21 protein-coding genes, 5 pseudogenes and 1 riboswitch are annotated in these 20,237 nt (G+C 37.8%); of the genes and pseudogenes, 1 reads left to right on the top strand and 25 read right to left on the bottom strand.

Annotation, left to right across the window (positions count from 1 at the left end):
• Window positions 1-81 precede the first annotated feature (81 nt).
• The 23 genes and pseudogenes from NDM98_RS22775 to NDM98_RS22665 form a co-directional block, all read right to left on the bottom strand.
• A complete protein-coding gene (locus tag NDM98_RS22775) occupies window positions 82-1,596 on the bottom strand; it encodes an extracellular solute-binding protein (RefSeq protein WP_251611747.1) in 1,515 nt (504 codons plus the stop codon).
• Window positions 1,597-1,733: 137 nt separating this feature from the next.
• Complete coding sequence (locus tag NDM98_RS24415; protein WP_307728944.1) at window positions 1,734-2,066, bottom strand: ABC transporter permease family protein; 333 nt, start codon at window positions 2,064-2,066, stop codon at window positions 1,734-1,736.
• Window positions 2,051-2,608, bottom strand: a complete 558-nt coding sequence (locus NDM98_RS24410; RefSeq protein ID WP_307728943.1) for a carbohydrate ABC transporter permease — start codon at window positions 2,606-2,608, stop codon at window positions 2,051-2,053. Before NDM98_RS24410 ends, NDM98_RS24415 begins: the two co-directional genes overlap by 16 nt.
• Before the next feature lie 33 nt (window positions 2,609-2,641).
• Window positions 2,642-3,596: pseudogene (locus NDM98_RS24805) on the bottom strand (ABC transporter permease).
• 39 nt (window positions 3,597-3,635) lie between these two features.
• Window positions 3,636-4,763 (bottom strand): beta-galactosidase trimerization domain-containing protein, encoded by a 1,128-nt coding sequence (locus NDM98_RS22755; protein ID WP_251611744.1) that lies wholly within the window; start codon window positions 4,761-4,763, stop codon window positions 3,636-3,638.
• Between the two features lie 4 nt (window positions 4,764-4,767).
• The gene (locus NDM98_RS22750) at window positions 4,768-5,709 is read right to left on the bottom strand and encodes a family 10 glycosylhydrolase (protein ID WP_251611743.1); all 942 of its coding nucleotides are present in this window, start codon (window positions 5,707-5,709) and stop codon (window positions 4,768-4,770) included.
• Between the two features lie 14 nt (window positions 5,710-5,723).
• Complete coding sequence (locus NDM98_RS22745; RefSeq protein ID WP_251611742.1) at window positions 5,724-6,770, bottom strand: hypothetical protein; 1,047 nt, start codon at window positions 6,768-6,770, stop codon at window positions 5,724-5,726.
• Window positions 6,733-7,092: a hypothetical protein gene (locus NDM98_RS22740; protein WP_251611741.1), complete on the bottom strand. Its 360-nt coding sequence runs from the start codon at window positions 7,090-7,092 to the stop codon at window positions 6,733-6,735. The genes NDM98_RS22745 and NDM98_RS22740 overlap by 38 nt, the downstream gene beginning before the upstream one ends.
• Complete coding sequence (locus NDM98_RS22735) at window positions 7,076-7,723, bottom strand: family 10 glycosylhydrolase (protein ID WP_251611740.1); 648 nt, start codon at window positions 7,721-7,723, stop codon at window positions 7,076-7,078. Before NDM98_RS22735 ends, NDM98_RS22740 begins: the two co-directional genes overlap by 17 nt.
• 105 nt (window positions 7,724-7,828) lie before the next feature.
• Window positions 7,829-8,702, bottom strand: a pseudogene (locus NDM98_RS22730) (NAD(P)-dependent oxidoreductase).
• Between the two features lie 322 nt (window positions 8,703-9,024).
• The gene (locus tag NDM98_RS22725) at window positions 9,025-9,345 is read right to left on the bottom strand and encodes a YqfO family protein (RefSeq protein WP_251611739.1); all 321 of its coding nucleotides are present in this window, start codon (window positions 9,343-9,345) and stop codon (window positions 9,025-9,027) included.
• 34 nt (window positions 9,346-9,379) lie between these two features.
• Window positions 9,380-10,131 (bottom strand): annotated as a pseudogene (locus NDM98_RS22720) (class I SAM-dependent methyltransferase).
• A gap of 179 nt (window positions 10,132-10,310) precedes the next feature.
• The gene (locus NDM98_RS22715) at window positions 10,311-11,138 is read right to left on the bottom strand and encodes a YitT family protein (protein ID WP_251611738.1); all 828 of its coding nucleotides are present in this window, start codon (window positions 11,136-11,138) and stop codon (window positions 10,311-10,313) included.
• A 153-nt stretch (window positions 11,139-11,291) separates the two neighbouring features.
• Window positions 11,292-11,462, bottom strand: a complete 171-nt coding sequence (locus NDM98_RS22710; RefSeq protein ID WP_251611737.1) for a KOW domain-containing RNA-binding protein — start codon at window positions 11,460-11,462, stop codon at window positions 11,292-11,294.
• Window positions 11,463-11,575: 113 nt separating this feature from the next.
• Window positions 11,576-12,895 carry an LLM class flavin-dependent oxidoreductase gene (locus NDM98_RS22705; RefSeq protein WP_251611736.1) on the bottom strand — a complete coding sequence of 440 codons (1,320 nt, stop codon included), beginning with the start codon at window positions 12,893-12,895 and terminating at the stop codon, window positions 11,576-11,578.
• Window positions 12,896-12,910: 15 nt separating this feature from the next.
• Entirely contained in the window at window positions 12,911-13,663 is a 753-nt protein-coding gene (locus NDM98_RS22700) for a 3-oxoacyl-ACP reductase (RefSeq protein ID WP_251611768.1), read from the bottom strand.
• 105 nt (window positions 13,664-13,768) lie between these two features.
• A riboswitch (TPP riboswitch) is annotated at window positions 13,769-13,869 on the bottom strand.
• Between the two features lie 116 nt (window positions 13,870-13,985).
• Window positions 13,986-14,150 (bottom strand): hypothetical protein, encoded by a 165-nt coding sequence (locus tag NDM98_RS22695; RefSeq protein ID WP_251611735.1) that lies wholly within the window; start codon window positions 14,148-14,150, stop codon window positions 13,986-13,988.
• 81 nt (window positions 14,151-14,231) lie between these two features.
• A pseudogene (locus NDM98_RS22690) lies at window positions 14,232-15,062 on the bottom strand (GNAT family N-acetyltransferase).
• 122 nt (window positions 15,063-15,184) lie between these two features.
• A complete protein-coding gene (locus NDM98_RS22685) occupies window positions 15,185-15,589 on the bottom strand; it encodes a GNAT family N-acetyltransferase (protein WP_251611734.1) in 405 nt (134 codons plus the stop codon).
• 17 nt (window positions 15,590-15,606) lie between these two features.
• Window positions 15,607-16,443, bottom strand: coding sequence for an aminoglycoside adenylyltransferase domain-containing protein (locus tag NDM98_RS22680; protein WP_251611733.1), 837 nt, complete (start codon window positions 16,441-16,443; stop codon window positions 15,607-15,609).
• An 81-nt stretch (window positions 16,444-16,524) separates the two neighbouring features.
• Entirely contained in the window at window positions 16,525-17,022 is a 498-nt protein-coding gene (locus NDM98_RS22675; protein ID WP_251611732.1) for an NUDIX domain-containing protein, read from the bottom strand.
• A gap of 160 nt (window positions 17,023-17,182) precedes the next feature.
• On the bottom strand, window positions 17,183-17,581 hold the full coding sequence (locus NDM98_RS22670; protein ID WP_251611731.1) for a GNAT family N-acetyltransferase: 399 nt from the start codon (window positions 17,579-17,581) through the stop codon (window positions 17,183-17,185).
• On the bottom strand, window positions 17,571-18,002 hold the full coding sequence (locus tag NDM98_RS22665; protein ID WP_251611730.1) for a GNAT family N-acetyltransferase: 432 nt from the start codon (window positions 18,000-18,002) through the stop codon (window positions 17,571-17,573). Before NDM98_RS22665 ends, NDM98_RS22670 begins: the two co-directional genes overlap by 11 nt.
• 168 nt (window positions 18,003-18,170) lie before the next feature.
• Between NDM98_RS22665 and NDM98_RS22660 the strand changes: the two are divergent.
• Window positions 18,171-18,290 (top strand): annotated as a pseudogene (locus NDM98_RS22660) (GlsB/YeaQ/YmgE family stress response membrane protein); the annotation flags it as partial.
• A gap of 150 nt (window positions 18,291-18,440) precedes the next feature.
• Here NDM98_RS22660 and NDM98_RS22655 read toward each other — a convergent pair.
• Complete coding sequence (locus tag NDM98_RS22655) at window positions 18,441-18,587, bottom strand: lmo0937 family membrane protein (RefSeq protein WP_251611729.1); 147 nt, start codon at window positions 18,585-18,587, stop codon at window positions 18,441-18,443.
• A 307-nt stretch (window positions 18,588-18,894) separates the two neighbouring features.
• Window positions 18,895-20,151 (bottom strand): hypothetical protein, encoded by a 1,257-nt coding sequence (locus NDM98_RS22650; protein WP_251611728.1) that lies wholly within the window; start codon window positions 20,149-20,151, stop codon window positions 18,895-18,897.
• Window positions 20,152-20,237: the final 86 nt, after the last annotated feature.

Here is a 20,237-nt window from a genome sequence, read left to right as displayed (position 1 = left end):
TCCTATAACCTTTTTGAATGGTACTTACGTCTTGTTTTTAATAAACCGAAGCCACAAATGGCCCCGGCTCGAAAATCTAAGCTACTGATTAAACACTCTATACTCCTCACCTAATTCCGCAAACGCTTCCATCATTATCGGAGATTCAGTGATTGATTCGATATAATCCTTGTATTCATCCATACTTATTTGACCTACAATAACTCTTGTCACCATCGTATCCCATTCGTTCGTATGCTTTGCCCACTCTGTAAGCCATTTGTCTGAATGAAGACCTGTCATCGGATCAATGGTTCCTATTTCATCAAAGTGTTCCACTTGTTGTTTCTTATTATCGTTATATTCTTTACTGCCTGATGCACTTTCCACCTTACCCCATTTGGCATAAGCTAGGACACCTGCCCCTTTGCTCGTCGTGTTAATTTGATTTTCGCCTAACTCATTTAGTACCTTCTGTCCATCTTCAATTTCATGATGAACACCCTCAATTCCATAGTAAGCCAAGTCTGTAATTTCCTCAGAGGCAGTGTGCTCAAGATAATCTAGGATTTTGATCACTTTTTCTTCTGGGACCTTTTTAGATATAAAATACCCTCCGGACACACCCGTTGCGAGATTGACACCTACTCCACCTGGACCTTCCAATGCTAGGTTGACGATTTCTGGGTCATCCTGAGTTCTTGAGATAGCATCTTCATATTCCTTATCCCACCAGATACTTCTTGCATAGGACGCCGCCCTACCACTTTTATATAATTCTTCAGCTTGAGTGAGTTTCATAACAGAAAATTCTTGAGCTAATAATCCGTCAGCATATAATTCTCTGAACCACTCCACCATGTCTGTATACATTGGAGTTAAATGCTTTGGTACTAACCCATCTTCATCATTAAAGTGCGGTTCCAATGCTCCAAATGCAGCCGCAAAAGCATCCGTTCCATCTGCAACAATTGTACCGTGACCAATTAACCCAAGTGTGTCGCTGCCAGCCGGATCCTCCTCAACAATTTGCTTTAACGCATCATGGTATTCATCTATGGTCGTTGGGACCGGGATATCTAATTCATCAAGCCAGTCCTTCCGTATCTTTACACCGATATCCATCCTTGACCGGGAGCGAGGTAAACCATATAGCTCCCCATCTACAGACAAGTATTTCTGCCAATCTTCTGCGAGGTTGTTTTTGAGATTTGGATAATCACTATAATCACCAAGGAACTCTGACAATTCCCAAAACGCACCGTTTTTTATCGCATTGATTAGCGGCGGACGAGTATTAGGTGCAGAGAGCACTTCCGGTAGATCACCCGAAGCTAGAACTAAATCCATTTTCGTATCGAGATCACCAGATGGGACCCACTCAATATCTAATTGTGTATTTGTCTGCTCCTGCCATTCTGTCCAAAATTCATTGTCCATTTCAGGCAATTCATTGTATAAACCTGCAAACATCTGAATGTTTAGAGGCTCATCCGAAGCACTATGACCTTCACTATCTACTGGATCAGATGCGCTATTATTACAAGCAACTAAAATGGAGAACGTAAGTAGTGAGCTAACCCCCAACACGACCTTTTTTCCAAAAGCCTCTCTCATATAAACTTCCTCCCTTTTTCGTGATTAAATGATCCATCCTCTTACGTAAAGTTTAATCTACTCTTCACTAGATAAGGACAGACATTAATTGACTCGTTCATAGATGTGCAAAAAATGTCCGTTCACCTTCCCGCTTATCAACCCTTTACCGATCCCAGCATCACCCCTTTAGCAAAATATTTCTGTAAGAACGGATAGACAACTAAGATAGGAAGCATCGATAAGACAATAGAAGCCATCCGAATCGTTTCTTGAGGTACCACACTTTCATCTCCACCTGTGTTTATTCCGTTGGAGTCTGAATCAATAACTAGTGTTTTCACCAAAACCTGTAAGGTCCATTTTGAAGAATCAGTTAGATAAACTAATGCATTAAAATACGTGTTCCAATGAGCCACTGCAAAGAAAAGAGTAAAGGCAGCGATCGCCGGCATGGATAAAGGGATAATGATTCTTAGGAATACACCCATATCATTCGCTCCATCGATTTTTTTGCTGCTTCTTCCAATTCAGGTGGCAAGGAATCCATAAAGCTTTTGATGACGATAATGCTCCAACCATTCGTTAAGGCCATTAAAATCAATGCCCAGTAACTATTGATTAGATTTAATTCTCTTATCAACAAATAGTTGGGTACTATGCCTGCATTAAATACAAGCGTGAAAATCACAATGCCAAGAATATATTTCCGACCAGGCATATTCTTCTTTGTTAGTGCGTAAGCCATCGAGAACGATACAATCACATTAAGGATGGTCCCAACAACCGTCACGTACAAGGTGCTTTTTAGTGCATTGATGAAACTATTTGTTTGCAGAATATAAATATAGGCATCAAGCGACCACTTCTCTGGAAATAAGTAAAATCCAAGTGGTACATATACTTCCGGATCGGTAAAAGAAACACTGAATACATACAAGAAAGGGAAAATACTAATTGCCGAGATTAGAATAAGACAACTGTAGTTAATCCAATCACCTATTGTCATCTTTTTTGATGTCACAAAGCTCAAAACATATCCCTCCTTACTTAAGATTTTTTTTTATTAATAAATCCCCTCGTGCCCCATTCGTTTGACGATGTAGTTAGCACTCAAAACTAATACGAGTCCAACAACACCCTTAAACATTCCGACGGTAACCCCAATACTAATTTGACCTTGCAAGATACCGTGAGTATAGGCATACGTATCAAATACTTCCGCGGTAGACATAACAAGTGGATTCATCATCAACAATATTTGTTCAAAACCAACATCAGCCATATTACCTAAGCGAAGTATGAGTAGGATGATGATTGTTGGCCGAATGGCAGGAAGAGTAATATGCCAAATTTGACGAAAACGACTTGCTCCATCAATGACAGCAGCTTCATACCTTGATGGGTCAACACCGGCGATCGCCGCTAGGAAGATGATTGTTCCCCAACCAAGTTCTTTCCATATATTTTGAACGGTGATGATTCCCCAAAAATAGTTAGCGTTTGATAAAAGAAATTCGATCAAACCCAAGTGCATGAATTAATTTATTTAGGACACCGATATCCGTCGATAACATAAACGCAGTCAAACTTGCGACTACAACCCAGGAAAGAAAATGGGGTAAATAGACAATGGACTGATTTATACGCTTAAATAGACCATGGCGTACTTCATTTAACATAATCGCTAGAAGAATTGGCAAAGGGAAGAAAAATACTAAGCTAAGAATATTAATAACAAACGTGTTTCGAAGCATAATATAAAAATTTGTACTGCCAAATAATTCTCTGAAATGTTGTAGCCCTACCCATTCACTGCCCCAAAATCCAACGTAGGCATTGTAATCCTTAAAAGCAATTAGTAGACCCCACATTGGCGCGATTCTAAAGATTAGAAAATATAGCAATCCAGGTAACAACAGAAGATAGATCCATTTGTGAGAGACAATTCTATTCCACAAATTTCTATTATAAGGTGTTGCTGCCCTACTATTTGTTTTAAGCGATTGCTCCAACTTCATCACTCCCAACTCGTTATATTTTTATTAATAAAAACACCTCTATTCAATGACGATCGCCTCGAATAAACCTAGACTATTAACGATCACCGATGAGTACTCTCCTTCTTTTTTAATGAAACAGTCCTCACCAGTTGTTAAGGATCGTGCTGATGTAAAATTACCTTTTATCTTTAATTGAATGTTTGCTATCTGAACTGTTTCAGTTAAAGGCTTGCCTTGTGTTCCAACGCCATTTAGCAAATGGATAAGGTACCCACCTGATTTTCTTTTAGCGAGAAGGCATTCAACCCCTCCAGGAGCATTAGACTTCATCGTCAAGGACCCACAAAAACGTTTGACTAAGCCGTCGATTAGCGACTTATATTCGTGTATGCCCATCAAATAATAGAGTTTGTCAGGACTCCACGGTAGATAAGCTGCCTTGCCTTTTCCATATGAATGGATCATCAAACCAGAAGAATCAGATACTTCGTCCCAATATGCGAATTCAGGCGTTGTGTTTCGTACACTTGGTATACCAAATAAGTCCTCACTTACTAATTTGGCATGACCTTTTTTCTCAACTGTTTCTAAAAAATCTCCCGTGAACATCATTACACTTGTGTCTGGGTAATCTTCTATTAATGTTTGATCGCGAACCGCCAAGTACGTGTATGTGTTTTGCACAGATTCTCCTACCTCTCTGCCTACACACTTTAAGGCCTGCTCCGACCTTCGCTGTCCTTCACTTTCGTAAAGACCTGTTTCATAGGTTGTGATGATGTGACCACCTGAATTGACATATCTATCTAGTAATGAAGCTTCCTCATCACTAAGTGCTGCAACATTTGGAAGGATGAGACATGAATAAGGTTGCAACTTTTCAATAGATAAACACCCTTCATGAAGCACAGTGAAAGGAATATGGCTCTCTGCCATGATTTCGTACATGCCGCGATAATGCGCTTGCCAACGCTCTGCTGGATTGTCTTTGCCGTAGTAATCTGCGGTTCGTTGAGAATAAATAATCGCGACATCTGCCATTGGCTTCATATCGTTGTATTCTTGCTCAAATGTCTTTAAATAGTTGTATATCCTTTTAGTAATAGGTAGAGCTTGCTTATCGTCCTGCTCGAAGGTCCCACTTAGTGCTACAAATGGCGCGCCTCCATTCGCTGCAATCTGCATTAAATCATACCCAAACTGTATGGCTTGGCTGTGCTGCTCTGCGGCTAAAGATCGATTTTGAGTAACTTAGGATGATGGACGTTTGTTTAATGTGGTTGCCAATTTTGACTTCTTCACCAACCCAATAGTTCCACTTAGGAAATGGCCGATCCACGAAGTTAAATGCCTCACTTGTAATACAGCCATTACTCTCTGCAAAATTCACTGTGTGCCATCCACTTTCACGAATGCCTTTGTAGGAATCCGATGTAACATTTGTATCAATCGTAAGCACAGTCCCTGGTGAAACTACATCTACAAATTCCGCTAGTCGTTGATTGTAATCTGCATGACGTTCATAGCGATAATGCACAAAAGCTCGCCAAGCTGGATTGTCCCAGTCCTCTTTTATAGGCAAATCGAACCCTGTCTTTTCTTTGAATAACTTTTGACAACGCTTACAACTACATCGTAAATAATTAAAGGCATTAAAGAAGATTCCATCAACTGGATATTTGTTTAACAACTCTTCTAACACGCGGAAGTTATAATCCTCCCAAAAGGGACCAGTCGGACAGGTAGTTAACATCTCCCAATGCTTAACAACATCTCCGGCAGCATCTCTTCTAAACCAATTAGGATGCGATTCTAATAAATGAGAATAGCTTTTACTTACATCCATCCTTACTAACACCTTAATATTTGCTTTATGGGCCGAAGCAATCACACTCCCTAAAAAATCTCCTTGCATGAATTCATTCGTTTTCTGATAGGCATTTGTTGTTGGATACCAAGCAACAATACCTCCACCGTTAACCAAAATAGCATTTGCTCCATACTCTTTTACTTCATCAATCATTTCTTCTACATCTAGATCAATCGCATCAACTTTTCTCATGTTAGGTTGAATCAGACGAAATCTAGTTTTCCAAAAATCAGGATCTTTTTGATAAGGTTGAACGTCCATCACTTCACCTCCATTTACTGCTTGCTCATTTCTATAACAAAGGCTTCATATCTTTGAAGCTGATCCACTTGAAATGTGATGGTTGAATCACCATGACTAGTCTCAAAGGCGATCTCTCCTTTGTGATTTAAATCGATAATCTTACTTGGAACTTCTTCAAGCTTCAACTGTATTTGAATACTCTCCATTGGAATGGGTTCCATATATGTGACGCCATTAAATCCAGATAAATTGAGAACCTGACATAAATACTCTCCGTTACCTGTACGGTTTATAAACACCTCAACACTACTAGCCGCATTCGTCTTAATTATTGATCGAGGTTCAATATGATTCATTACATTTAGAAACAGCTGTTTATGCTCCTCATAACCATGCTGGTAGTACAACTTTCCTGGTTGCCACGTGATAAAAGCATTTGATCCATTTTCTGTTCGGTGAATACCTACTCCATGAAAATCACTTTGCTTGTGATCATATGCTCGCTCTGGAGGTCCAAAGGAGGATGGTGCAATATATGGAAGCTGTTTAACACTCGAGTCAGCGAAGTTCATTTTAGAAAACTCTCCATCGATAAAAACCCAGTGTTCCTTACTACTCTGCCTATCTGAAGAGAGTAAGTATGCTGCATCATTCTCTGTTGTACTCTCAATGAATTTGGCATTAAAAAGAGAGTGTAGCACTGGCGCGTGGTCAGGATGTGTGAATGTCCCGCCTGTCGCTAAGATTCTAACACCTTTTTCTTGTAATCTAACTAGCACTTCTAGTTGTTCAGTCTCCCATTCTCGGATATCAGGTAGGATCACAAGTTGAAACCTTTCTAGCTTAGCTTCGTTGTTGATAAGCTGATGCTGGTATAGAACATCAAATGGTTTATGTTGTTCTTTTAGCATTTTAAAAATTCCTAGATATTCTTTATTATCAAAGACCCTTGGCCCTGATGGTTTAATGATGGCTGTTTCTTCTAAGGACAATAATTGACCGAAATATTTTTCATTCTCTTCGTGGAACCGGAAAACTTCTTTAACAGCTTGGAAAATTTCTTCTATCTGAATAACCATCAAATACGCCTATTATGCAAAAATCTAGCCCTGAACCGCTGGCAATACTTTCATACAGACGAATGCTTACTTCTTCTTTAGAAACACCCATAAATCGATATTGTAAATCAACAGCATTTATACAGCAGTTACTAATCAGTTTGTCTTCCCAAGTATCCTCCACTGACTTCACATTTTCAGAAGAAGAGTACAACCAAACAGGATGTGGCCGAGTTAATTTCGTATTTGATTCATTGCGAACAATATCGACCTTGTGATCGTTGTAAGTGCTGATGGCGATATGAGGGTTTATCCTCTTTACAAGCTCATGAATTCGATCCAAGCATTTCTTGAGTAGTTTTCCATTGAAACTCCTTATATTTCTTGTAGCTCTCACTGGATCGATCGTTTGATAAAGGCAATTCAAGCTGATACATTTCCTTAAAACGTGTTTGACAGCTTTGACAATGACATATCCCGTAATCATTGCTACTATAATCACTTGTTTGATAGCCAAACATGTTAAAAAAGATCCCATCAACCTGATATTCTGTTATGACTTCTTCAATCATTTTTAAGGAATATTCTTGTTGGTAATATCCATTAATACACGTATGAACAATGCCATTGTAATTAACCTCATGACCATCTTTCGTACGATAAAACCATTCCGGCTTCTCTTTAAATATGCTTTCATGAGCTTTACTGAAATCAAAGCGGGCGATGAACTTGATACCAGCTGCATGCGTTTCTTCAATGACCTTTCTAAGTAGATCTTGTTTTAGGTATGGTGTTTGATATTGATATTTCAGTTTCGTTGGATAAAACGCAAAGATTCCTCCAGCATTCATCATTAACGTGTTCGCTGAGAATTCTTTTAAATCAGAGATTAATTGATCCACATTTAATGTCGCATCGACCTCTCGTAAATTGGTTTGGATCAACCTTAAGTTATTTCGTTCCCACCAAAACATAGAAGCCTCCTCTCATACGATCACAATAATTGATTTAAAAATGGCTTCATACAGCCATCTTTTGTTCCTTAGTATGAATGACAAAGAATGTCCGCTATTTCTGTACTACTCATAAAGCTTAAAAAGTGCATGAGTCCCACTGTTCCCCTCGCCTTGACTTGCTAAATCACTATATAGTGCTTTTGCCAATTCCAACCCATACAATTTTAGTCCCATCTCTTCAGCTGACTGAATGGCGATGCCCATATCCTTAATAAAATGCTTCACATAAAATCCAGGTTCAAAATTCTCTTGAATAATTCGTGGACCAAGATTACTCAGAGACCAAGCTTCCCGCAGAACCACTTTCTATACTCTTTAACACTGTGCTTGGATCAAGACCAGATCTTTCTGCGTATTTAATTGCCTCACAAACGCCCATCATAGTAGAAGCAATGGCGATTTGATTACTCATTTTAGTATGTTGTCCCGCTCCGGATGTACCTTGATGGACAATGTTTGTTCCAAGAACCGCGAGTATTGGCTGAACCTTTTCAAATACTTCCGCATCTCCACCGACCATAATGGAAAGTTTCCCATTTCGAGCTCCAATATCGCCTCCTGAAACGGGAGCATCCAGCGAATAGGAGCCATGTTTTCTTGCTTCCTCTTCAATTTTTTTGGCTAACTCAGGGCTCGATGTAGTCATATCAATAAATATCGTTCCAGCTTTTGCTGTCTGAATGATTCCATTAGATCCTAAATAAATTTGCTCAACGTCTTTTGGGTACCCAACCATTGATATGAGCACATCACAGTGCGTAACAAGCTCTCCAGGAGAATCGTGCCATGTCGCTCCTTCATTTAATAAGTCATCCGCTTTCGATTTTGTCCGGCTAAATACATGCACTGGATATCCTGCTTGTAATAAATTGTGGGCCATGCTTTTCCCCATTACACCTGTCCCGATAAAACCAAGCGATACACCTTGTTCTGTCATTGGATCAACTCCCTTTCTGTATTAGCCTAAGCTTACTGTCTTATCTGTACGGCTTAAAACAGACAAATCTTGAGATTCTCTTTAATTTAAGGGGGTTTCAGCACAAGGACAAAAAATGTCTCCATTAAAAAACTTGGTCAACTACACTTTTAATTACTCCACAAAAGGTTTTTATCACACTAAACCATGATCACAAATTCACTGATTATGTCCTCATAAAAAAGAAAAAAATCCTGCATTTGCAGAATTTTAATTTTGTTACTCTAATGCTTTAAAAGCTAAAGGTAAATATTCTAGTTTACTATTAAAATAGCTTTAGAATTCAATTAATTAAAGGCATCACATTAATGATTGGTTCCTCATACGGATGAATAGACCTAATTATTGATATGACTCTTTTTATATCCTTATATTTACATCTGAACTCCATTTTACATTCTTCACCAAAAGAAACGATGCCTTTCTTCCCTTTATACGGTATAGAATTATCCAATGGTCTCCAATACCCATTCACATGGCTATAAGAAAGTACATGATCGTAGTAACCGACTCTTAGAAACCCCGCATTATTCAATTCATCTCTGACCTTCTCAATAATTATTTCGGGCAGAAGAACTTCAACTTTTACGAATTCTATTTGCATGATAAACCTCCATAAGAGACCAATTTAACTATTTCTATTTCCTCGCCTTTATAATCATCGTACTCGGAAACTTCCTTGCTTTATACAGTGAGTAATATGTATCTAAAATCTCTGCTTCAACTGAATCAAGCTCCGTTGGTACATCACTCTCTATGACAGCTTCAATCGTAAATCCCGCTTTAATTAATTCATTTATGTACGTACTCATCTTTCTTTTTGGGATCGTCATTGGGGCTTCTTCGCCTTTGAACCTTTGATACGTGATCGTGCCTTCATCTTGATAGGATCCTTGAAGATAAATTTGTCCCTGTTCACTTTTCAAATGAACATACAGGGGATGATCCAGCTAAAGATAAAGTAACCACCTGGCTTCAAATAGGAATAAATGAGTTTGAAGGTTGCTGCTAGTTCAGTCGTCCAACCTATAGCATAAATAGAGTACACGCAGTCGAAATAAGTTGTTGGCAATCCAATTTCTTCTTCCATCGCTGCACAGTGTAATTGAGCTTCGACATCTGCTAATGTGACTCTTGCTGCCTCTAGTTGTGATTCTGATAAATCAACTCCCCACAACTCATTGGCACCCCTATCACTCATGTAGCGAAGGGAATGGCCACTTCCACAACCTATATCTAATACCTTCTTACCCTTAATATCCTCAAATAATTGGAGTTCATCATCCGTTTGAGCAAACGGTCCATAGCTTGGTAACGCATCTATACCATTAAAGTGATGAGCTACTGTATTCCAACTTTGTTTGTTTTGTTGCAGTATGTCAGATGTCATGATTATTCCCCTTTTCTATGTACTACTTCACTAACTCTTTCCATATAAAAAGAAAAAATCCTGCATCATTAAGAGTTCTGTAGATATTGAGTGCATTAATAGTTCCTAAAAGAATACAAAAACCCAACCATAGGCTGGGTATATATGACATTGATCTAGAGATTCACTTTGATCATAAATCACGAATTTGCATTACCAAAAAAAGTCCCACCAGAGACGTCTTTCACGTTATTAACGACAACAAATGCTTGAGGGTCAATTTCATTAATAATTCTTCTTAACTGCATCACTCTATGATTTTTGACGAGAATGTATAACATCTGTTGCTCTTGATTTGCATAAACACCTTTTCCATTAATATAGGTCGCACTTGAAGCTAGATTTGTTACGACCTTTTTGGCGATCTGATCGTTTTTGCTTGATACAATGATAAATGCCTTCTTACTATCTAAACCTCCAATGACATAATCACTTGCTACTTTACCAATAAATAATGCGATGACTGTATACAACGTATTAAGCACACCAATAATTAGGACACCTGCTAATACAACGATCACATCCATGATGAAGGCAGTGAAAATCACATCCAAGCCAAATTTTTTCTTTAGCATTAACGCAATCGTCGAAGTGCCTCCTACAGAGCTCCCTGAATAGATCACTAAACCAAAACCAACTCCAGACACAAGACCAAAGAAAATGGCTGCAACTAATGGGTCCTCCAATTTGATTCCATATGGTTCAGTTAGATAGGTGAAGAAGGATAGCAACGGCACAGTCACAAGCGTTTTTAAAATGACAGATTTCGATAAAAATTTATAGCTCGCAAGCATAATCACAACGAACAACCCAAAAACGACAATAGATGGTTGTACCCCAATAGCGTAGTAAATTAATAGTGCTATTCCAAGAATCCCACCATCAGCGATAGAATGTGGCATTGCCAAGAGAGTAATACTCAATGCTATGATTAGTGTTCCAGATATCATAAGAATATAGTTTTTCATTGTAACCTCCTCTTTCGCTCAAACAAAAAAAGAGCTGAATTTGCAGCCCCTTTCTAAATTCAAATATGATCAAAGCATAAGCTTCAATAATCCAATTGTAAAGAATTAAGAAGGACGCCCGAGTGCAAACATCCTTCCCTCCTCCATATTAGTTCATGTTCCCCATAGCACAATTTCATCTTCTGCATAGTACATTTGTTGAGATCCTCCAAAACGGACAAGATACTTTTCATTTTCTTGGTCAAGATACACCACTGTACCGGGGATATGTTGCATACTACCTTCCGTTGTTTCTACCATATCTCCAATCTTAAACTTCTCCATAAAATATCATCTCATTTCTATTGTGTAGTCAATCCTCTCCAGAAATCTTTCCAATGATTGCGTGTTCTACGTCACATCCACTATACAGGGCAAGTAATCACCATTTCAAGGTTCTACAAACCATTTACTTTTAATCCTAAATGTTCCCGAAAGCTCTGTCCTTCATATTCTTTCCTAAAGATGCCTCTCCTCTGCATTTCAGGAACAATGAGTTCAACAAAGTCATCTAAACTACCAGGTAATGTAGGAGGCATTAAATTAAATCCATCAGCGACACCCGCTTCGAACCAGACTTGCATCTGATCGACTATTTGCTCAGGGGTCCCTATCAGTGTGTGATGTCCACCGCCTGCACTCAGATATCCTATTAATTCTCTTACGGTTGGTTGTGTATCATTTATCATTTCGAGTATGGTTTCGTAACGACCAACAGGACCTGTAAATTCTTCTACTGGGGGTAATGGCGGCACTGCTTTATCCAGTTCCCAATGAGAGCAGTCTTGCTGTGTAAAAAAGCTCAATTGTTTTAACCCCGTCTCAATAGGTAATTGCTCATCTAATTCTGCTTTCTTTTCAAGCGCTTCCTCGTACGTGCGGCCAACATATGTGACTAATCCCGGTAATACTTTAATGTGTCTATGACTGTTCTGACTTTGTTTAACCTGCTCATCTAATTTTTTGCGAAAGGTTTTTGCTTGCTTTAGATTCCATGACACTGAATAGACTGCATCGGCATATTTAGCGGCTAATGCAATACCTTGTTTAGATGCGCCTGCTTGCATGGACACAGGTCTACCTTGTGGGCTTCTTGGCGTAGTAGACGGACCTTGTACGTTAAAATGTGCACCAATGTGATGAAAAGGCTTGATGTTTGAAGGATTTATTAACGCTCCCTCTTCTCGATTATGTACAAACTCCTCAGATTCCCATGAAAGAAATAGTTTATTCATAAGAGCTGCAAATTCGTCTGCCTTTTCATAGCGTTCATCGTGTGAAGGGAGTTCATTCATGCTATGATTTAATGCCTCTACATCCCTCATCGATGTCACCAAATTCCACCCCACGCGTCCTTTTGTTAGATGATCTAAGCTTAATAATTGTCGTGACGCTGTAAAAGGATTAGCAAAGGTACTTGAGATGGTTGATACTAATCCTATGTGACTTGTGACTTGAGAAATAGCGGTTAGATTCACAATCGGATCAAACCAAAATGCTGGCATTTCGCTAGAATCGTTCCCTTGAAATGAATGATTATCTGCGAAGAACACCGCATCAAAGTAACCCTTCTCCGATAATTGAGCTAAAGATTGATAATAAGAGATGTCCCCTATCCGTTCAACGCTTGAATTGGGCATTAACCAGGATGCTTGATGATGGCCACAACCATATAGTAAAACCCCTATGTGCAATTGTTTTTCTTTGGTTTTTGTCATGTGATTACACCTCAATTAATTCATAGTTAATCCGCCATCTACCGTGAAATTCTGACCCGTAATACCCGTTGCATGTTCCGATGATAAATAAGCGACCATATTGGCTACATCTTGAGGTTCAGTGACTTTCTTTAATGGCGTTGACTGAGCAATTAAATCAAAAACCTCTGGTGTCGTAACAGCACTGGCATCAGTGGTTTTTAATAATCCACCTGAAACGACATTGGCTTTTATTCCATGTACACCTAGTTCAGAAGCGACATTACGCATAAAACCGATTAGCCCAGCTTTAGCTGTTGTATATTCATGGTAGGGTACAACAGGATTCTGAAATAGATTGGTACCTATGCTTATAATCATTCCATTTTGTCTTTCAATAAATTGAGGTACGACACTTTGAACGATATTAAAGGCAGCATTCAAGATACCATCCACTTGCTTTTGATAATCGTCCCACGTCAGTTCTGTAAATGACTTCTGTTTGCTTGGATCAAATTTAAAGTCTACTAATGCATTGTTAACGACCACATCTATTTGACCAAAATATGCTGTAGCTTCTTTTATCAATTGATCTACTTCATTGCATTTTGTTACATCCGCTTGAATAGCAATCGCGTTCTCTTCACCAATCTCAGACACAAGCTTTTCTGCGGCATCTTTACTTTTATTATAATTAATGACTACATTAAATCCTTGGTGAGCCAATGTTTTTACAATCGTTGAACCTAATCCTCTACTACCACCTGTAACTAATACCGTTCTAGTCATCATAACCACTCCTATCATTTTTTTGGAAAATAAAAATGCGCAACACTCCCGTAGGAATGTTGCGCAAACAAGTAAATACATAGTAAATGAATCCACTTCAAATATGTATTCGTGCTCACACTTTCCTACGCTAGTTCTAACTAGTTCAGGTTCAAAGGGTTTGAGTTTGTACTCATCTCAGTTAAATAACACCCCTAGTGCATTAAAAATATGAAATTGTTAATTTACCTTTGAATTGTTGGAATTTTTTAGGTTATATTTTCATCTTGGTTTTACTATATAGTAGATTGATTGCTACGTAAAGTCTATTTGGATTATTTTATTAGTTACTACTTCTCTTCTCCACAAATAATAAAATGAATGTAGCCACAGGTCCCAAAACTAAAGAAAGCAAAAACCAATTAAGTCCTGTTCTGTTTTTACCTTGTGCTAACCCTGCATTTATTAATGCAAGTGTTCCCCATCCCATAACATATTGATTATCCAATGTGAGTACCACCACCTTTTTCCATCAAATCGAACTCCGTTTTTTGCAGAGGTTATTATAAAGTGAAATAGCATGTACAAATTACTTCAAAGAAAAATCATACCCCGTATAATTAAATACATTCTTAAATCCTAGTTTTTCAGCAATCGCACTAGATGCTTTGTTCGTTTCCATACAGTCCCAATAAGGAATGATCCCCGATTGTAGACAATCATGTATTAAGGCGGTAGCAACGTTTTGACCTAACCTTTTTCCCTGATGCTCCTTTAATGTTTCAATGCCCAAACAGTGCACATTGCCAGCTACAAAGCCTGAATAACACATGCTAACGATTTTATTATTCTGTATCACACAATAACCAATCCCATTATCAAAAAACCTTTCCGACGAAGACCAAAACTCCATTATTTCTGTTTCTAAAAAAGATAGATTCGAAATGACGCGAGTCTTGTTTCTAAGAAGATCACTGTCTATCTTCACAATCAAATAGCCTTCTTCAATTGGTGCAATGTTTTTATATGTGAACTCTTCTTTATGTAACATGTATACTCTCTGATTCCAACTTCCAAGTGAATGGTTACTAAACACGTTCTCGAATGTTTTATTCCAGCCTTGATGATTACCTATGGCTTCAAACCAGTCTAAACCAACTTTTTTTGCCTCTGGCTTAATGACTGATTCAATAAAATCGTTTAATTCTTTATTAAAACACTCATTCGTTTCATCTCCAAAAAAGATAAACCCATCATTATTATGCAGCCAAACCACACCAGTTGCCGGCCTTTCAGGATTATCAACAAATACTCGTCCAGGGTTCACGCCTTCTATGACAGCTCTTGCTTCTAGTTGACCTTATTTGCGCAGCAACTCTTTACACTTACTAAATTCTGAGTTTATCAACTCTGATATCATAAGCTTCTCCTTTGTTTTGAAAATAGATAGACTAGTAGATCTTGTTCCTTAAACTCTATTCTTCTTCCCGCAATAATCTATCCTTGCATGCTGAAATTTCTATAAACATCCCAAATGAAAAATCACCTTTTAAACTTACAATTAAATCTTTCAACTCCAGGATATACCGCGCCAGGACTTAATACTGTAAACCCATATTCTTCATAAAAAACGACTGCGTCCTCGTCTGTTTCAGCAATGATCGACTTATATTCTCTATTAATGTAATTAATCATCTTCTTACCAATTCCTCTTGCCCGCTGCTCTTCAGCCACAGCGATATGCTTAATCTCGCATTCATCTGGATCGATGATTTCTATTCCGATGCATCTAACAAGGAAACCATTCGTTTCATATCCATACAGAATCCGTTGAGGGTTATGTACATATAGGTCATACTCATCTCTAACTTTAGAAGTAGATGTTGCATATGATAAAAGCTTAAACACCATCGGGTCTAGTTCTTCTGAATCAATAATGATCATCATAGTTACCTCTCATTCATTTAGTTGCTACGATGAAAACCTTGATTTTGTTTTGCAAAGTCTCTAAATGCTAATAATTCGTCTCTACCCCACTTAACTCCGCCTGATTTTATATCTACTTCTTTAATAGTATTGTCTGATTGATACACATTAAGAGCACGCTGAATTAAAGGATTAAATCTTTTTGGAAGACACCTAAGCCCCCATTCCCCACCTTCATCCTTGCTATAAATTCTATGCACACCTTCACTGCGTAATCTCAATGTACGACATATGTTTAAAATACTGTAGTAAGGTGAATCAAGAATATTCTGATCTTCTAATGTCCAATTAAATTCATCTATTACAGAAGCCATAAAATCATTCCAATCAACATTGCCAAATACTTTATCAATAGGTTGACCATACAAACAGAAACCCTTCTGTTTAACAAATAATAAATGTACAATTAAATCTGTATCGAACTGATTTCCTTTATATTGAACATCATCTTTTAAGATTCGATCATGCCAAAACGAACTATAATGCAATTCAAAAGGTATGGGGTTTGGTATGTTTTTTGCTACATATACTGTGATAATAGAAAGCTCAATATTTCCTATAGTGGGTCGTGTATCAGAATAATGAGCAATAGCAAGATTAAGCCCTCTTGCTTTTCCAGGTAAAAGCGCATCAGATACTACAACAAGTATGTCCATATCACTTTTTGGAACGTAATAGCTACCTGTCGCCAAGGAACCATGTAAGTAGACACCTATGAGATTATGCTTTAGATTTAGTCTCAGCAGCTCAATTAAGTTATCTATATATTGTTTAATTTCAATATCAACTTCTGGCCATTTTTGTGGTTGATTCATGTGGGTTATCCTTTCTACTAATTCTTCATGCACAGGATTATGGGTCTATTCCAGTTTAATAGCTTATAAAATAAGAACTCCTTATACCCCATTACTCGTTCCATACTCTAAAGATCGTAGATAATATAGTACACCTGATTTATCAATCCAACTAAATTGAATACACTGTTTTTCTAAAAGGTTTTTTAACTCTTCAACTTTAATCCATTGTACTTGTTGAGTAGCATCACCATCACTTAGTAATTCTCCCTCGGCTTCGCATAAAAAATAGGCACCTAACGAATCCACTGGACCACGAAGAGTTTGATACATGCAAAAAGGAGTTATCGCCTCAACGTTTGATGTCTCGTCTTGGGTGGTTATTCTAGCTTCCTGGTTTTTTATATGCTTTACTTCCAATCCAGTTTCTTCTTTGACTTCTCTTACTAGTGCATCATAAAGAGATTCATACTCTTCCACTTGACCTCCTGGAAGCTCATAAGGGCTACTCCCCTCGAAAGGCTTGTTTCGTTTTTGAATAAGGATCTCTCTACCATCAGGTGTTTGTCTGGTAATTATAGCTCTCACATTAACAAACATTTTAATCCCCCCTACTTCTTTTTTCCGACATAAATAAACTGTTACCTCTAAAAAGCATTGCTTCGGATAAGAATTGATTTTCTAATTTACATACTAAGTCTTTAAACCCTTCAATATAAAAATAAAAAATCCTGCATTTGCAGGATCTTGATTCGTTATTTCAATAATTTCTTGATTGCCAAACTCCGCCTGCCCCAGGTGCGAATCCAGCTTTCTCGTAAAAGTTCACATTACGCTCTTCAAATGAGACCGTTATGATTTCTAAGCCAAATCTCTCAGCTTCTTCTAACAATACATTAACCAACTTTAATCCAATACCGCTGCCTTGGTAATCAGGGTGCACAATGATATCTTCCATATATCCATGTTCCAAACCCATGCCACAAATGTAGCCAAAAGCGATGAGCTTATTATTCTCATTTTTCACACCAACCCAAAAGTTACAGCGCTCAAATAAAGTTGGATAATCATTATCTCTTCTACTCCAGCCAACATGTGCTCTTAACTCTGGCACTTCTTCGGGAGTTAACTGTACATTTATTTCTACTTTAAATGGCATGTGAATCCCGCTCGTTAAAAGCCCAAACATTAAACTCATCACTATGCTGCTGTTTTTTCCAACCAGTTTTTATAAAATAGTCATTAAATTCAGAATAAAATGGACATAATGCAACAATAGGTACGTCATTGATTACTTGAAACATTTTCTTTAATAAGCTCTTGCCTCGATAATCTTCACGCAATGCAAATTGATAGAGAGAGATTTTATTTTGAGTTTTCTTCCGGTAGTATCGGAATGCTCCCACCACTTGACCGTCTACTACTGCTACGATCATTTGCTTTCTTTTTACCGCTGCTCTAATACCAAGTGGACATAGAAATTCTTCAGAATAAATGGCGCTGTTATTGCTGTCTAAATGTTCGTTGAAGAAAGTTATAATATCAGCTATATGAGTTGGATTTGCTGTAGTTATCTGCATTCTGATCCTCCTCTATATAAAACTTGTTAAAGTAATCCATATAACAATATTAACATAAAATAAGATTATTTAAGTTGATATACCTTTAAATAAGCATTTCAATGAGTTTGAACTCGGATATATCGTGAATAAGCAAGATTGTAGTTAACATCAAAGGAGAAGTTGCAGATGAGTATAATTTGGAGTTTAATTATTGGAGGACTAATTGGTTGGGCTGCCGGTGCTATTACTGGAAAAGGTGTACCTTTTGGAATTATTGGAAATATCACTGCTGGTTTTATTGGGGCCAACACCTGAGTGTTATTTTCGAATTTCATTCTTCATCCTCAAATTACATACCTTACATGAAAATTGTACTTAAAAGAAATATTAAAAGAAACCAACAATAAGGATCATCCACATAAGCAGATGATCCCATCAAGTAAAAAAATTAGGTAACTATAATTTCCGTCGACCTGTCACAAGTTGGAAAATAAGTACAACTAATGCGACAACTAATAAAAGGTGTACTAAGTTCCCTCCAACTTCTCCAATAAATCCTAGTAACCATAAAACAATGACGACAACTAACACTGTCCAAAGCATTGTTTTTAACTCCTCTACATGATCTCTACACAACTATCTCTAACTTTGCTAGTATAAGGAAAATCAATAAGTCTTTCCTTGAAAGTAAACTATATAAATGAATTCATGTGTAGAGTTTATGTATATGTTTGAAATACTTGTGATATAACTCTCTGTATAGTTCTCGAAGAAACAGAGATGCGAGTTCGTGATTAGTTTTACAGTGATGGGGAATCCCCCATAATAAACTCATGGTGTTAAGGATAGATTTACTCAAAACAAATCACTCCTTTATATGATTGTTATGATGAAAGGTAACAACAGATAGCTAGTTAAGTGGTTTCTCAAAAGTAGCTAAATGTCCTTCTTCATCGACAATTTGATAGAGGATCGTATCACTGGTAATATTCTCTACGTTGTCTTGCGAATTAGCTTCAAATTGCCCATTTTCGTCAGCATCGAGTCGGATATTAAAATTTCTCGGATTTAAATTAATGATCGAAACTTCGGCATTAGGAACTGTTTTTCCGGCAAATACTAGTGTGTCCTTACTAATTTCCTCCAGTTCCGTTTCTTCTTTTATTTCATCAATTCGCGCCCACTCTTCGTCAGACCAAGATTGTACTTCTTTTTCTATGACTGTTGTCACTCCACCTGCCACGATATAAAAAGTAAGGATATCTTCAGCTTCAAGATCTGCTTCATCAAATGTAGTAGTAATCAAACTTTTAAGCTCTTCATCCGCGGAGGGAGCAATCATGTCATGACTAAATCCTAGGTTTGTATGTTCAAAATGCACAGCTTCCACATCATCAAGCACATTTAGCACACGGTAAAAACGCATATTCTCGTAGATATCATCTAGTTGAACGTTCGGGCGGATACTCTCTTCAATCTCTTCTGTGTTTGCATCACTTTGTATATATTCCATGCCTTCTTCTGCGGAATGGATAGGTAAATCAAATGCTTGTTCTTGAGGCAGACTACCTGTAACGATAAACCGAATTTCACTCATTTCATCTAAGTCATATCCGCCGAATGACACAGAAAAATGTCCCTCGTCTGACACCTCAGCATCTAATGGATCTGAGTAATCAAAGTCTTGCTCACTATCATCATCTGGAAACACAAAAGACACAGTCTGATCTGGACTAACTGTTCCATTATAGATTATTGTGTTTTCATGAATTCCAGGTAATTCTAAGTTTTCAAGAGCATTTGAATGTACTTCCCTACTCTCACTTGTTACTGCTAATGATTCATAGTACGCTCGAAGATCAGCCATATCCTCTGATTCATTGCCATCGTCTTCGTTGGTATCTGAATCAGCCTGAACTTCCTCTTCCTGTACCTCTTCAGCATCATCAATGTCCTCGTCGCCACCTGAATCAGTCTGATCTTCCTGTACTTCTTCATCATCGTTGTTAGAAGTGTCTTCTAGGTCTATTGACGGTTCAGATTCGTTCAACCCACTCACATCTTGTTGCTCTTCACCAGTGTCATTTGAATCACCGTTACTACACGCCGTTGTGGCCATCAGTAAGGCTACGCTACTTAAACCGGTCATTAGGTGAACTTTTCTCATTGTATGAGACCCTCACTTTTAAATTTAACTTATGTATGGAGTAACCGTTTTCGTATGGAAATAAACTTAATATTTATCCAATTTTA

Source organism: Alkalicoccobacillus plakortidis, assembly GCF_023703085.1.
In the GTDB taxonomy this organism is placed as follows: Bacteria; Bacillota; Bacilli; order Bacillales; family Bacillaceae_D; genus Alkalicoccobacillus; species Alkalicoccobacillus plakortidis.
The sequence above is the reverse complement of the archived record's forward strand: the minus strand, read 5'-3'. Positions and strand labels throughout refer to the sequence as shown.

Coding starts and splice junctions, on each gene's coding strand:
- NDM98_RS22775 (WP_251611747.1), bottom strand. CDS start 1,596: ATGAGAGAGGCTTTTGGAAAAAAGGTCGTGTTGGGGGTTAGCTCACTA.
- NDM98_RS24415 (WP_307728944.1), bottom strand. CDS start 2,066: ATGGGTGTATTCCTAAGAATCATTATCCCTTTATCCATGCCGGCGATC.
- NDM98_RS22755 (WP_251611744.1), bottom strand. CDS start 4,763: ATGCAGATTGCAGCGAATGGAGGCGCGCCATTTGTAGCACTAAGTGGG.
- NDM98_RS22750 (WP_251611743.1), bottom strand. CDS start 5,709: ATGGACGTTCAACCTTATCAAAAAGATCCTGATTTTTGGAAAACTAGA.
- NDM98_RS22745 (WP_251611742.1), bottom strand. CDS start 6,770: ATGGTTATTCAGATAGAAGAAATTTTCCAAGCTGTTAAAGAAGTTTTC.
- NDM98_RS22735 (WP_251611740.1), bottom strand. CDS start 7,723: ATGTTTTGGTGGGAACGAAATAACTTAAGGTTGATCCAAACCAATTTA.
- NDM98_RS22725 (WP_251611739.1), bottom strand. CDS start 9,345: ATGCAAATAGAATTCGTAAAAGTTGAAGTTCTTCTGCCCGAAATAATT.
- NDM98_RS22715 (WP_251611738.1), bottom strand. CDS start 11,138: ATGAAAAACTATATTCTTATGATATCTGGAACACTAATCATAGCATTG.
- NDM98_RS22710 (WP_251611737.1), bottom strand. CDS start 11,462: ATGGAGAAGTTTAAGATTGGAGATATGGTAGAAACAACGGAAGGTAGT.
- NDM98_RS22705 (WP_251611736.1), bottom strand. CDS start 12,895: ATGACAAAAACCAAAGAAAAACAATTGCACATAGGGGTTTTACTATAT.
- NDM98_RS22700 (WP_251611768.1), bottom strand. CDS start 13,663: ATGACTAGAACGGTATTAGTTACAGGTGGTAGTAGAGGATTAGGTTCA.
- NDM98_RS22685 (WP_251611734.1), bottom strand. CDS start 15,589: ATGATGATCATTATTGATTCAGAAGAACTAGACCCGATGGTGTTTAAG.
- NDM98_RS22680 (WP_251611733.1), bottom strand. CDS start 16,443: ATGAATCAACCACAAAAATGGCCAGAAGTTGATATTGAAATTAAACAA.
- NDM98_RS22675 (WP_251611732.1), bottom strand. CDS start 17,022: ATGTTTGTTAATGTGAGAGCTATAATTACCAGACAAACACCTGATGGT.
- NDM98_RS22670 (WP_251611731.1), bottom strand. CDS start 17,581: ATGCCATTTAAAGTAGAAATAAATGTACAGTTAACTCCCGAAGAAGTG.
- NDM98_RS22665 (WP_251611730.1), bottom strand. CDS start 18,002: ATGCAGATAACTACAGCAAATCCAACTCATATAGCTGATATTATAACT.
- NDM98_RS22655 (WP_251611729.1), bottom strand. CDS start 18,587: ATGCTTTGGACAGTGTTAGTTGTCGTCATTGTTTTATGGTTACTAGGA.
- NDM98_RS22650 (WP_251611728.1), bottom strand. CDS start 20,151: ATGAGAAAAGTTCACCTAATGACCGGTTTAAGTAGCGTAGCCTTACTG.